At 73.1% G+C, this 12,733-nt stretch carries 14 protein-coding genes; 9 read left to right on the top strand and 5 right to left on the bottom strand.

Annotation, left to right across the window (positions count from 1 at the left end; translation table 11 throughout):
* Nucleotides 1–332: 332 nt before the first annotated feature.
* Nucleotides 333–1,436: a family 43 glycosylhydrolase gene (locus BLV76_RS05805; protein WP_175539592.1), complete on the top strand. Its 1,104-nt coding sequence runs from the start codon at nt 333–335 to the stop codon at nt 1,434–1,436.
* Between the two features lie 53 nt (nt 1,437–1,489).
* A complete protein-coding gene (locus tag BLV76_RS05810; RefSeq protein ID WP_090968281.1) occupies nt 1,490–2,263 on the top strand; it encodes a carbonic anhydrase family protein in 774 nt (257 codons plus the stop codon).
* Nucleotides 2,264–2,270: 7 nt separating this feature from the next.
* Here BLV76_RS05810 and BLV76_RS05815 read toward each other — a convergent pair whose 3' ends face one another.
* Complete coding sequence (locus BLV76_RS05815; RefSeq protein ID WP_090968282.1) at nt 2,271–3,260, bottom strand: glutathione S-transferase family protein; 990 nt, start codon at nt 3,258–3,260, stop codon at nt 2,271–2,273.
* A 73-nt stretch (nt 3,261–3,333) separates the two neighbouring features.
* Between BLV76_RS05815 and BLV76_RS05820 the strand changes: the two genes are divergently transcribed.
* Together BLV76_RS05820 and BLV76_RS05825 are read left to right on the top strand one after the other, a co-directional pair.
* The gene (locus BLV76_RS05820; RefSeq protein ID WP_090968283.1) at nt 3,334–3,894 is read left to right on the top strand and encodes an ArsR/SmtB family transcription factor; all 561 of its coding nucleotides are present in this window, start codon (nt 3,334–3,336) and stop codon (nt 3,892–3,894) included.
* Complete coding sequence (locus tag BLV76_RS05825; RefSeq protein WP_090968284.1) at nt 3,891–5,150, top strand: MFS transporter; 1,260 nt, start codon at nt 3,891–3,893, stop codon at nt 5,148–5,150. The genes BLV76_RS05820 and BLV76_RS05825 overlap by 4 nt, the downstream gene beginning before the upstream one ends.
* Before the next feature lie 30 nt (nt 5,151–5,180).
* Here the strand turns inward: BLV76_RS05825 and hisC are convergent, their stop codons facing one another.
* On the bottom strand, nt 5,181–6,251 hold the full coding sequence (gene hisC / locus BLV76_RS05830; protein ID WP_090968285.1) for a histidinol-phosphate transaminase: 1,071 nt from the start codon (nt 6,249–6,251) through the stop codon (nt 5,181–5,183).
* Nucleotides 6,248–6,808 (bottom strand): VanZ family protein, encoded by a 561-nt coding sequence (locus BLV76_RS05835; RefSeq protein ID WP_139306496.1) that lies wholly within the window; start codon nt 6,806–6,808, stop codon nt 6,248–6,250. Before BLV76_RS05835 ends, hisC begins: the two co-directional genes overlap by 4 nt.
* 191 nt (nt 6,809–6,999) lie before the next feature.
* Between BLV76_RS05835 and BLV76_RS05840 the strand changes: the two genes are divergently transcribed.
* The 5 genes from BLV76_RS05840 to BLV76_RS05860 are packed head-to-tail and all read left to right on the top strand — an operon-like array spanning nt 7,000 to nt 10,921.
* Nucleotides 7,000–7,389: a phage holin family protein gene (locus BLV76_RS05840; protein ID WP_090968287.1), complete on the top strand. Its 390-nt coding sequence runs from the start codon at nt 7,000–7,002 to the stop codon at nt 7,387–7,389.
* Nucleotides 7,389–7,910, top strand: coding sequence for a low molecular weight protein-tyrosine-phosphatase (locus BLV76_RS05845; protein ID WP_090968288.1), 522 nt, complete (start codon nt 7,389–7,391; stop codon nt 7,908–7,910). The genes BLV76_RS05840 and BLV76_RS05845 overlap by 1 nt, the downstream gene beginning before the upstream one ends.
* Nucleotides 7,910–8,773: a fructosamine kinase family protein gene (locus BLV76_RS05850; protein WP_090968289.1), complete on the top strand. Its 864-nt coding sequence runs from the start codon at nt 7,910–7,912 to the stop codon at nt 8,771–8,773. The genes BLV76_RS05845 and BLV76_RS05850 overlap by 1 nt, the downstream gene beginning before the upstream one ends.
* A gap of 51 nt (nt 8,774–8,824) precedes the next feature.
* Nucleotides 8,825–9,520, top strand: a complete 696-nt coding sequence (locus BLV76_RS05855; protein WP_090968290.1) for a response regulator transcription factor — start codon at nt 8,825–8,827, stop codon at nt 9,518–9,520.
* A 9-nt stretch (nt 9,521–9,529) separates the two neighbouring features.
* Complete coding sequence (locus BLV76_RS05860) at nt 9,530–10,921, top strand: sensor histidine kinase (RefSeq protein WP_090968291.1); 1,392 nt, start codon at nt 9,530–9,532, stop codon at nt 10,919–10,921.
* Here BLV76_RS05860 and BLV76_RS05865 read toward each other — a convergent pair.
* Together BLV76_RS05865 and BLV76_RS05870 are read right to left on the bottom strand one after the other, a co-directional pair.
* Nucleotides 10,901–12,169: an anthranilate synthase component I family protein gene (locus BLV76_RS05865; RefSeq protein ID WP_090968292.1), complete on the bottom strand. Its 1,269-nt coding sequence runs from the start codon at nt 12,167–12,169 to the stop codon at nt 10,901–10,903. The two genes, BLV76_RS05860 and BLV76_RS05865, sit on opposite strands and share 21 nt — an antisense overlap.
* The gene (locus tag BLV76_RS05870; protein WP_090968293.1) at nt 12,166–12,726 is read right to left on the bottom strand and encodes an anthranilate synthase component II; all 561 of its coding nucleotides are present in this window, start codon (nt 12,724–12,726) and stop codon (nt 12,166–12,168) included. The genes BLV76_RS05865 and BLV76_RS05870 overlap by 4 nt, the downstream gene beginning before the upstream one ends.
* Nucleotides 12,727–12,733 lie beyond the last annotated feature (7 nt).

Consider the following 12,733-nt stretch of genomic DNA (forward strand, 5'->3'; position numbering starts at 1 on the left):
CGCCTCCGCCGACCTTCGCAGAGCGTGGTCACTGGCGGGGGCGGTCCGGGTGGCGCGGGGGGAGCCACCCGATGCCGGCGGCGAAAGCCCGGAGCCGGCGGCTCGGGACCGCCGGCGCCGGGCATCGATCTGCCGACGAAACTTTTCGCGGGGCCGGCCCCCCAGCCAGCCCCGCGTCCGATCCCCCCAGACCGGAACAGGGACAACAGTGCACGGCCGGGAGCCGCGGGGGAAGGCCCCGGACGAAGGCTGAAGGGTGCGTTCGACATGTCTTGACGATCCGTCCCGGATCAGCCCGCGAAGACGTCGATTCGGCCGTAGCCTGTGGCGCGATGCGCCTGCCCGCGACCGCCCTCGCCCTCCTGCTGGGACCCCTGCTGGGACCACTGCTCGGCACCCTGCTCGCGCCCGCCACCGCCGCCACCGCGGACGTGGTCGCCTTCCCGCCCCGCCCGCTGTTCTGGGAGCAGCCGCTGGCCGACCCGAGCGTGGTCCACGACGGCACCCGGTGGTTCGCCGCGGGCACCGGGTGGCGCGGTGCCACCGCGAGCAGCACGCAGGAGTACGCCGGATGGGTGCCCGGCGCGCCCCTGCTCGCCGCGCGCCCGGACTGGGCGCGCAACGGCGACGTGTGGGCGCCCGAGGTGGTGCGCGCACCCGACGGGACGTGGCTGACCTACTACTCGATCCCGGTCACCGGGCTGCCGAGCACTGACGACCGCTGCATCGGCGTCGCCACCTCGCCCGACCTCTCCGTCCCCTTCACGCCACTGCAGACCCAGCCCCTGGCCTGCCCGTCCGGGGCGGCCACGGCGGTCGCGAGCGACGTCGTACCCACCGAGCGCGGGCTGCCGAGGCGCGGTGTCATCGACCCGTCGTCCTACGTCGCGCCCGACGGCCGGCGCTTCCTGCTCTACCGGACCCAGGGCACCCCGTCGTCGATCCGGATGGTGCGCCTGACCGCCAGCGGGCTGCGGGCTGCCGGGCCGAGCCGCGAGCTGCTGCGCGACCCCGGCGTGCTGGAGAACCCCGAGATGGTCGACGCCCGCGGCACCCACCACCTGCTGCTGAGCCGCGGCGACTTCGGCAGCTGCTCCTACCGCACGGTGTGGCGCGCCTCGCCCTCGATCCGTCGCGGCTGGCAGTCGGCGCCGGAGGCGACCCTGCTGGACCGCCGGACGACGGGGATCTGCGGACCGGGCGGCGCCGACTACGTGCCCGGCACCCCGAACCGGCTCTTCGTGCACGGCTGGGTCTGCGACGGCGCCAACGGGCCGTGCGAGGCGACGTACTCCTCGCACTCCGACGCGGCGCTGCGCGGCCGACGGGTGCTCTACCTCGCGCGGCTGCGCTGGACCGCCGACGGACCGGTGCTCGCGCGCTTCGGTCAGGGGCCCGCGTGGACCCCGCCCCTCCCGGTCACCCGGCACCGCTAGGATCCGCGACTGGTTGTGGTCAACAACCACTTTCCTCGGAACCAGGAGCCTCCATGAACGTCGCTCGCAGGTCGGTCCTCGGCCTCCCCCTCGCCGCCGCCGGCACGATCGCCACCGTCCGCCTCCTCGGCGACCCGGCCCTCGCGTCCACGTCGGCGGGCGTCCCCCACCAGAGCCCCATCGACATCCACCCCGCCGACGTCCGACGGGTCGCGAACCTGCCCGCGCTGAAGGTGCACTACTCCTCCAGCACGCCGGTCCGCGTGCACTACGTCCAGAAGGACGGCTCCGACTCCGACGGGTGCCAGATCCGCAGCGACCAGGAGACCGAGGAGGTCGAGGTCGCCGACGGTGCCGGTCACGTCACCGTCGACGGGCACCGCTACGACCTGCTGCAGTTCCACTTCCACACCCGCTCCGAGCACACCATCGACGGCCGCCACGCGCCGCTCGAGATGCACCTGGTCCACCAGGACTCCGAGGAGCGCAAGCTCGTCATCGGCGTGCTCCTCCACCCGGGCGCGAGCAGCGAGGCCGACCGGATCCTCACCGAGCTGCCCGACGAGTGCGGTGACGAGATCGAGGTCGACGACTTCGACCTCGCCTCGCTCGTCCCGGCCCGTCCCGCCACGCTGCGCTACCGCGGGTCACTGACCACCGACCCCTACACCGAGGGCGTGCGCTGGTTCCTCACCACGCCGCAGACCACGTCGGCCGCGGGCATCAAGGCCTTCCGGTCGGTCTTCCCCGACGGCGACTCACGCCCGACGCAGAAGCTCCACCACCGCCGGGTCGTCGCCGACCCGGAGTGGCGCGGCCGCCCCTGACCCGGGCTCAGGCCCGGCCGTGCGGCGTGAGCCAGACGGCCGGGTCGGGACCGGCAGGCACGATCTGCGTCGGGTTGATGTCGGTGTGCACGACGTAGTAGTGCCGCTTGATCTGCTCGAAGTCGACCTCGTCGCCGAAGCCCGGCGTCTGGAAGAGGTCGCGGGCGTAGCCCCAGAGGTTCGGCATCTCGGTGAGCTTGTTGCGGTTGCACTTGAAGTGGCCGTGGTAGACCGCGTCGAAGCGGACGAGCGTCGTGAACAGGCGGACGTCGGCCTCGGTGAACGCCTCGCCCATGAGGTAGCGACGGTCGGCGAGGCGCTCCTCGAGCCAGTCCATCGCCGTCCACAGCCGCTCGTAGGCGTCGTCGTACGCCTCCTGCGAGCCGGCGAAGCCGCAGCGGTAGACCCCGTTGTTGACCTCGGTGAAGACGCGCTTCATGACGGTCTCCATCTCCTCGCGGAGGTCGGCCGGCCACAGGTCCGGCGCGTCGGGGCGCTGGTGCTCGCGCCACTCGAAGAAGAGGTCGTGGGTGATCTGGGGGAAGTCGTTGGTGACGACCTTCCCCGACTCGACCTCGACGATCGCCGGGACCGTGATGCCGCGCGGGTAGTCGGCCTCGCGGGCGAAGTAGGCCTGCTGGAGCCGCTCGATGCCGAGCACCGGGTCGACCCCGCCGGGGTCGAGGTCGAAGGTCCAGCTGCGCTGGTCGTGCGTCGGACCGGGGGCGCCCCACGAGATGGCGTCCTCGAGGCCGAGCAGGCTGCGCACGATGATCGAGCGGTGCGCCCACGGGCAGGCGCGCGCGGCGACGATGCGGTAGCGCCCGGGCACCGCCTCCCAGACCGGGACGTCACGCGGGCTGTCCTTGGAACCGCTCGGGAACTGCGCGTCGAGCGGGTCGAGCGAGGTCGCGCCGGCCAGGACCCGGTCGGGCAGGTAGGTCATGTCGCGCTCGAAGGGCTGGCCCTGCTTCGTGTAGCTCGCCGTCTCGTTCATCCTTCAACCATACTCGGCGACCCATCACAAAGAAGTGTTTGCAAATAACTCTTTGCAGTCGTAGCGTGCGGACATGCCCTCCTCCATCACTCCCGACATCGCCGGCCTCCGCGCCCTGAGCCACCCGGTCCGGCTGAAGATGCTGGCGCTGCTGCGCGCCGAGGGGCCGGCCACCGCGACCACGCTGGCGCAGCGCCTCGACCTCAACACCGGCGCGACGTCGTACCACCTGCGCCAGCTGGCCCAGCACGGCTTCATCGTCGAGGACACCGACCGCGGCAACGCCCGCGACCGCTGGTGGCGGGCCGCGCACCAGAGCACCCGCACGGCGTTCCGCGAGGAGGGCGTCGTCGACACCGACGTCGAGGCCTACCTCTCGACCGTCGCGATGCTCTACGCCGACCGCACGCGCGCAGCCGTCGCGGAGATGGCCTTCCTGCCCGAGGAGTGGCGCCGCGTCGGGACCCTCAGCGACTGGGAGGTGCGACTCACGCCGGCGCAGGCCGAGGCCCTCGTGCAGAAGCTCGCCGAGGTCATCGGCGACGCCGAGGACTCCGAGGCGGGCGAGGCCGCACCGTTCACCATCAACCTCAACGCCTATCCCCGACCCGGCCAGAGGTGGGACGAGTCATGACCAGCCGGACGCCGCTCGTCGGCGCGCTCGTCGCGGAGGGCGTCTCCTTCGTCGGGACCCGGGTCTCGATGATCGCCATCCCCTGGTTCGTGCTCTCGACGACCGGGTCCGCGACGCAGACCGGCCTCGTGGCCGCCGCGGAGATCGCTCCGCTCGTGGTGGTGAAGGCGCTCGGCGGGCCGCTGCTCGACCGGGTCGGTCCCCGGCGGGTGACGCTGCTGTGCGACCTCCTGTCGGCCTTCGTCGTCGCCACGATCCCCCTGCTGCACCACCTCGGACTCCTGACCTTCCCCGTGCTGCTGGTCCTGGTCGCCGTCGCCGGCGCGCTCCGTGGTCCGGGCGACGCCGGCAAGGCCGCGATGAGTCCCGAGATCGCGCGCACCGCCGACTACTCCCTCGAGCGCGTGTCCGGCCTCGCCGCCGCCATCGAGCGCACGTCGACGATGGTCGGCGCCGCGCTGGCCGGCGTCCTGGTCGCCTCCATCGGCGCGGCCAACGCGCTCTACGTCGACGCGGCGTCGTTCCTCGTGTCGTTCGTCGTCTTCGCGGTCGCCACGACCGGGCTCGGACGGCCGGTCCCGCCGGAGCCGGACGCGGAGGGCACCCGGACGTCGTACGCCCGTGAGCTGGGGCAGGGCTGGGACTTCCTCCGCACCGAGCCGGTGCTCGTCGCGATCTGCGCGATGGTCGCGGTGACCAACCTGGTCGACCAGGCCTACGTGTCCGTGCTCGCGCCGGTGTGGGCGAAGGAGTCCGGCGCTGGCGTCGCCGTGCTCGGCGCGCTCTTCGCGGTGATGAGCGGAGCCTCGGTCGTCGGCGCGCTCGCGGCAGCGCGCTGGGGCGAGACGCTGCCGCGCTTCCGGACGTACGTCCTCGCCTTCCTCGTCGCCGGTGCGCCGCGCTACGTCGTGATGGCGCTGGACTCGCCGGTGTGGACGGTCTTCGCGATCACGGTGCTCGCAGGCTTCGCGTCCGGCTTCCTCAACCCGATCCTCGGGGCGGTGGTGCTCGAGCGGATCCCGGCCCCGCTGATGGGCCGGGTCTCCTCGCTCAACTCCGCGATCTGCTGGTCGCTGATGCCCCTCGGTGGCATCCTCGGCGGCCTCGCGGTCGCCGGGCTCGGGATCTCCCCGGCCCTGCTCGTGGCCGGCGCGGTCTACCTGGTCACGACGATGGCCCCGACCCGGGTGCCGGCGTTCCGCCGGATGGACCGGACGCCCGCCGAGTCGGTGGAAGCTCCGGCCCCCGTGCGCTGACTCGGCGCGAAGTTCACGCCGACTCGGCGGTCAGGGCGCGAAGCGGGCGGCCACCTCGACCAGGCGGTCGAAGGCCTCGGCCTCGCCGATGCTGACGCGCACGCCGTCACTGGCGAAGGGGCGGACCGAGATCCCGACCTCCCCGCAGGCGGCGGCGAAGTCGAGGGCGCGGTCACCGAGGGGGAACCAGACGAAGTTGCCCTGCGCCTCGGGCAGCTCCCAGCCGACCTCGCGGAGCCGGGCGACGAGGTCGGCGCGGCGCTCGACGAGGTCCTCGACCCGCGCGAACAGGTCGTCCCGCGCGGCGAGCGAGGCGATCGCCGCGGCCTGGGCGACGTGGCTGACCCCGAACGGCGTGGAGACCGCGCGCAGCGCTGCGGCCAGCGGCGCCGGCGCGACGGCGTACCCCACCCGGAAGCCGGCGAGGCCGTAGGCCTTGGAGAAGGTGCGGGTCAGGACGACGTTGTGGTGGCGGCGGTAGGTCGCGACGCCGTCGATCGCGTCGTCCATCCGCACGAACTCGAGGTAGGCCTCGTCGACGACGACCACGACGTGGCCGGGGACCTTCGCGATGAAGGCGTCGAGCTCGGCCTGCGTGACGGCCGGCCCGGTCGGGTTGTTGGGCGTGCAGACGATGACGACCTTCGTGCGGTCGGTGACCGCCGCGGCCATCGCGTCGAGGTCGTGGCGGCCGTCGGCCGTCACGGGCACCTGCACGCTGGTCGCGCCGCCGGCGGTGACCGCGATCGGGTACGCCTCGAAGGACCGCCACGCGTAGACGACCTCGTCGCCGGGGTCGCAGAAGGCGTTGACGAGCTGGTAGATCAGCGCGACCGAGCCGGTGGCCGCCGCGAGGTCCTCGACCGGCACGCCCATCGCCTCGCCGAGCGCGGCGTAGAGCGCGGTGCTGCCCATGTCGGGGTAGCGGTTCATCGTCGCCGCCGCCTCGGTCGCCGCCGCGAGCACGCCGGGCAGCGGCGGGTAGGGGTTCTCGTTGGAGGAGAGCTTGTAGGACGTCAGTCCGGGCTGCGCGACGGGCGGCTTGCCGGCGACGTACGCCGGGATGGCGAGCACGTTGGGACGGGGCTGGGGCGTGGTCACCCCTGCACCCTAGTGACGCGCCACGGCCTCACCACCGGCAGGAGCAGCAGCCCGAGCACGAACCCGATGCCCGCACCGAGGATGTTGTCGACCATGTCGGTGACGTCGCACGCGCGGTCGAGCCGGGCGAGCTGGAGCTGGGTGAGCTCGATGCCGAGGCTGTAGGCCGCCAGCAGCCCGAGGCCGAGCGGAGCGAGCACCACCCCGGCCCACCACCGCCCCACGGCGAGGACGAGGAAGAGGCCCGCCGGGACGAAGAGCAGCACGTTGAGGGTGCGCTGGTCGAGGCCGAGGACCTGAAAGGCCGCGCCCGACGGCCCGCCGTAGTCCCACGAGCAGGTCTCGCTCCGGGTCTCGGCGGGGACGAAGCCGACGTCGGGGCGGGTCGGGACGAGGGTGACCAGCGCGATCGCGACGAGCGACCAGAGCAGGCCCGCGACCGACACCGCCGTGACCGTCCCCAGCCAGCGGTGGGTGAGGAGCACGAGCAGCACGGCGACGACGGCCGCGGCCAGCCCGCCGAGCACCATCACGCCCGTCCCGCCGATCGTCACCACCTCACGGAGGCTAGCGGGAGCCGGGTGGCCGACAGCCTGACCCAGCCACCACGCTCGGTGCCCTACCCCGTCGTGACTGACGAGCGAGCAAGCGTGACGAGCGCAGCGAGGCAGCGCCGTCGAGCGAGGAGGGTCGACGGGGTCCTCCAGCGCGGCGAGCACCGCGCGCGGAGCGCGCTAATGTCACAGCCATGCGCTTCATCACCTGGTTGCTCACCTACGCCGCGGGCCTGGCGGTCGCGGCGTGGCTGCTCGACGGGATCTGGTTCGAGGGACCGAGGAACGGCCAGGCGGAGATCCAGGAGAAGATCCTGCCGCTGCTGCTGGTCGCCCTGATCCTGGGCCTGGTCTCGACCTTCATCGAGCCGGTGATCAAGCTGTTGTCGTTGCCGTTCATCATCCTGACGCTGGGCTTCCTGCTGCTGGTGATCAACGCGCTGATGCTGCTGCTCACCGCCAAGCTCGCGGGCGCCGTCGACGTCGGCTTCCACGTCGACGGCTTCTGGAACGCGGTCGCCGGGTCACTGATCATCACGATCGTCGGCTGGGGCGTCCGATCGGCCCTGCCCGCCGAGCGCTGATGCCGGGGCTGCCTCCCGCACGCACGCCGGGGAGCTATCGCATCGCCCTGGTCTGCCTCGGCAACATCTGCCGCTCCCCCACGGCCCACGTCGTGCTCGAGCAGCGCCTCGCCGACGCCGGTCTCGACGACCGCGTCGAGGTCGCCTCGTCGGGCACCGGGGGCTGGCACGTCGGCAACCCGATGGACCGCCGCGCCGCGGCCACGCTGAGCGCGGCGGGCTACGACCCGACCCGGCACCGCGCGCGGCAGTACGACGACTCGTGGGCGACGGCGTACGACGTCGTGCTCGTGATGGACGAGGCCAACCTGGCCGACGTCGGCGGCCGCACCGATCGCGTCGGCCTGTTCCGCGACCTCGATCCGGTCGATCCCGGGGCCGAGGTACCCGACCCGTACTACGGTGGAGACGACGGGTTCGAGGAGGTGCTGGCGATGGTGGAGCGGACGAGCGAGGCGATCGTGACGGCGCTCGACGACGTGCTGCGCGGGGCCGACGGGCCGCCCGGGGACCCCGCCTGATGGCTCGCCAGCCACTGGTCGCCAAGCGTGCCGAGGAGCTCCTCGGCTCGTCCGTGGTGGCGACCTCTCCCGTGGCCGGCGGCGACATCGCGACCGCGACCCGGTTGCGCCTCTCGAGCGGGCAGACGGCGCTGATGAAGACGCTGCCGCACGCGCCCGAGGGCTTCTTCGAGGCCGAGGCGGCCGGGCTGCGCTGGCTCTCCGAGGTCGAGGGCGGCGTGCCGCTGCCCGAGGTGCTCGGCGCGGCCGACGACTGCGTGATCCTCGCGTGGATCGAGCCGAGCTCGAAGACCCCCGTCGAGGCTGCCGTCGCCTTCGGCCAGCAGCTCGCGACCACCCACCGCGCGGGCGCCGACGGCTGGGGCCTCGACCACGACGGCTACATCGGCCGGCTGCCGCTCCCCAACAGGACGGCCGGGTCGTGGGCGGAGTTCTACGCGGTCCGCCGGGTGCTGCCCTACCTCAAGCTCGCCCGCGACCGCGGCGCGATCGAGGAGGCCGACGCCACCGCGGTCGAGAAGGTGATCGGTCGGCTCACCGACCTCCTCCCCGACGAGGAGCCCGCCCGGCTGCACGGCGACCTGTGGAACGGCAACTGCCTCTGGGGCCAGGACCTCGCGATCCACGTCATCGACCCCGCGGCCTACGGCGGGCACCGCGAGGCCGACCTGGCGATGCTGCACCTCTTCGGGCTCACCCACCTGCCGCGGGTGATGGCGGCCTACGACGAGGCCCACCCGCTCGCCGACGGCTGGGAGGACCGGCTCGGGGTCCACCAGCTCTTCCCGCTGCTCGTGCACGCCTGCATGTTCGGCGGCGGCTACGGCGCCCGCGCCGGCACGCTCGCCGCGCGATATCTCTGATCTCAGCCTGCGCTCAGGACGCGGTGGCATCCTTGCCGCTGTGATGCTGCTGTGAGCGAGTCCAAGCCCCGGGTCCTGGTCGTCGACGACGACCGGGCGGTGCGCGACTCGCTGCGCCGCTCGCTCGAGTTCAACGGCTACGAGGTCGTCCTGGCCGCCGACGGCGCCGAGGGCCTGGTCGCCGTGGGCTCCCACCACCCCGACGTCGTGGTGATCGACGTGATGATGCCGCGGCTCGACGGCATCGAGACGACGCGGGCGCTGCGGGCGGCCGGCAACGACGTACCGATCCTCGTGCTGACCGCGCGCGACGCGGTGGGCGACCGCGTGGAGGGCCTCGACGCGGGCGCCGACGACTACCTCACCAAGCCCTTCGCGCTCGAGGAGCTGCTGGCCCGGCTGCGCGCGCTGCTGCGCCGCGTCGTGCCCGACCCGGAGGCGGACGGCGAGGTCCTCTCGTTCGCCGACCTGACGATGGACGTCGGCAGCCGGGACGTGTCCCGCGGCAACCGGCCGATCGAGCTCACCCGCACCGAGTTCACCCTGCTCGAGATGTTCCTGCGGCGCCCGCGGCGGGTGCTCGACCGGTCCTTCATCCTCGAGGAGGTGTGGGGCTACGACTTCCCGACGAGCGCCAACTCGCTCGAGGTCTACGTCGGCTACCTCCGGCGCAAGACCGAGGCCGAGGGCGAGCCGCGGCTGATCCAGACCGTCCGCGGCGTCGGCTACGTGCTGAAGGAAGCGTGAGCGCACCGCATGGCCTCGCCTGACGCCTGGCCCGAGGGACGCTGGCACTACCGCAGGTCGCTGGCGTCGCGCGTCGCGGTGCTGACCACGCTCGCGCTGGGCCTGTCGATCGCGGTGATGGCCTTCACCGCCTTCGTCGTGATGCGCCAGCAGCTGATGAGCTCGCTCGACCAGTCGCTGCTCAACCGCGCCCACCGCGCGACCGCCAGCACGGCCCTGTCGGGGGTCGCGACGGGCGAGGTCCCCTCGTGGCTGCTGGGTGCCGCCGACATCCGGATCTTCATGGTCAACGCCGAGGGCAACACCCTCTCCGGCACGATCGTCCCCCACTTCACGCTCGGCCAGCCGGAGTACGACGTCGTCACCGGGCAGCGTGACTCGTCCGTGCGGACCCTCGTCACCAAGGAGGGCGAGCGCTACCGGGTCGCGACCGTGCAGGCCGGCAGCGGCCAGGCCCTCGTCCTCGCCCAGCCCCTGACCGCCAACGACCGCACGCTCGGCAAGCTCGGCGGGGTGCTGTTCGTCTTCGGCGCCCTCGGCGTGCTCGCCGCGCTGCTGGCCGGGTGGCTGGTGGCACGCAACGGCCTGAGACCCGTGCGCCGCCTGACCTCCGCGGTCGAGCGGATCGCCGTCACCGAGGACCTCACGCCGCTCAGGGTCGAGGGCGACGACGAGGTCGCCCGGCTGTCGACGGCGTTCAACCAGATGCTGCTCGCGCTCGGCGCGTCGCGGGACCGCCAGCGACGCCTGGTCGCCGACGCGAGCCACGAGCTGCGCACACCCCTCACGTCGCTGCGCACCAACCTCGACCTGCTCCGCCAGGCCGAGGGCAACACGTCCTTCCCGGCCGAGGCGCGCCTCGAGCTGCTCGACGACGTGCGCGCCCAGATCGAGGAGCTCAGCGCCCTCGTCGGAGACCTGGTCGAGCTGGCTCGCGACGAGCCGGTCACCGGCAACGTCTCCGAGATCGACCTCGCCGACGTCGTCGAGCGCGCCGCGACCCGCGTCCGGCGCCGCGCGCACGGCATCGACTTCGACGTCGAGCTGAAGCCCTGGCGGGTCGTCGGCGACGCGAGCAGCCTCGAGCGGGCGGTGACCAACCTGCTCGACAACGCCGCCAAGTGGAGCCCCACCGACGGCACCGTGACCGTCCGGCTGGCCGAGGGCATCCTCACCGTCGACGACCAGGGCAACGGGATCGCCGAGGACGACCGGCCCCACGTCTTCGAGCGCTTCTACCGCGCCCAGGAGTCGCGCACGATGCCCGGCTCCGGGCTCGGCCTGGCGATCGTGCGGCAGGTCGTCGACCGCCACGGCGGCCGGGTCCAGGTGGCCGAGGCGCCCGGCGGAGGGGCGCGGTTCCAGATGTGGCTGCCGACCTCAGTCGAACACGCGCAGTAGCCGCTCGGCCTTCCACCCCGACTCGGCCCACTCCTCCGCGACCTCGGACTTCACGGTGATGCCGCCGCCGGTGCCGAGCGTCCACGTGCCGCTGCCGTCGGTCATCAGCGACCGGATGACGACCCCCAGGTCGGCCGGGCCGTCGCCGCTGATCCAGCCGAACGCGCCGGCGTACGCCCCCCGCGGCGTCGACTCGACGTCCTCGACGATCTCCATCGTGCGGAGCTTGGGCGCACCCGTCATCGACCCGGCCGGGAAGAGCGCGCGCAGCGCGGCGACGGTCGAGACGTCGTCGCGGAGCCGGCCGCGGACCGTGCTCACCAGCTGGTGCACCGACTCGTAGGACTCGACCTCCATGAGCGCCGGCACCTCGACCGAGCCGACCTCGCAGACCAGCGACAGGTCGTTGCGGAGCAGGTCGACGATCATCAGGTTCTCCGCGCGCGTCTTCGGGTCGCTGGCGAGCCGCTCGCGGTGCGCGTCGTCCTCCTCGGGCGTGGCGCCGCGCGGGGTGGTGCCCTTGATCGGCTTGGTCTCGAGGCGGCGGTCGGCGGTGACGAGCGCGTACCGCTCCGGCGAGCTCGACAGCAGCCACGCCCGCGCGTCGGCGACGTCGTGCTGGAGGAACCCGGCGTAGGGCGCGGGGTTGAGCTCGCGCAGCCGGAGGTACGCCGTCACCGGGTCGAGGTCGCTCGTCCGCGCGATCCGGTGGGTGAGGTTGACCTCGTAGGAGTTGCCAGCGTGCAGGTGCTCCTGGACCCGCGCGAGGGCGTCGGCGTACTCATCGGGGACCGGACCTCTCGGGCGAGTCCCGAACTTCGGGGGGTGTGCACGCCCCGGGATGTCGGGGTTCCCCCGCAGATGCGGGGGTTCTGGGGACGGGGGAGCATGCTCGAACACGCGCACCCCGGCGGGCCGCATCCAGGCCGCGTCGGGGAGGACGGGGTCGGCGGACGCGGGGAGGTCGGGGCGGGAGGCGTAGCCGAGGTAGCCGAACCACTGCTCGCCGGGACGCATCCACTCCTCGAGGACGGTGAAGACGTCGTCGCCCACGACGGTCGACGCGCCCCCGGAGTGGGCGCGCACCTCGCGCCGGGCGGCCGACCAGGTGAGGGAGACGTCGTCGTCGTCGAGCCAGCCGACGAGGGAGCGGCGTCCCGACCACTCGCGCGCGCCGCCGCCGTCGAGCCAGAAGCACCGCCGGTGCTCCGCCGCGACCTGGCGGAAGAAGTCGACCGGGTCCGTCACGAGAGGAAGTTCCCCATGAGGACGGCGCCGTGCGCCGACAGGATCGACTCGGGGTGGAACTGCACGCCCTCGAGCGGCAGGTCGACGTGCCGCGCGCCCATCACGACGCCGTCCTCCGACCACGCCGTCGCGACCAGCGACGACGGCAGCGACACGGCCCCGAGCGAGTGGTAGCGCACCGCGTCGAAGCCCTGCGGCAGCCCGTCGAAGACCCCGAGCCCGTCGTGTCGGATGGCGGCGACCTCGCCGTGCGCGGGACGCAGCCGCGCCACCGTGCCGCCGTACGACGTCACCAGTCCCTGCATGCCCAGGCACACGCCGAGCACGGGGCGGGTGCCGGCGAGGAGCACGGCGGTGCCGACGGCGAAGTCGGCGGGGTCGGCAGGGTGGCCCGGCCCGGGCGAGAGCACCACGTGGGAGTGGCGCAGCACGTCGTCGGGGTCGACCTCGTCGTGCTGGACGACGGTCGGCAGCACGCCGGTCACGGACGCGACGAGGTGCACCAGGTTCCACGTGTAGGAGTCGTGGTGGTCGACCACGATCACGTCCGGCTGCACGCGCCAG

This window comes from Nocardioides exalbidus, assembly GCF_900105585.1.
Classification (GTDB): Bacteria; Actinomycetota; Actinomycetes; order Propionibacteriales; family Nocardioidaceae; genus Nocardioides; species Nocardioides exalbidus.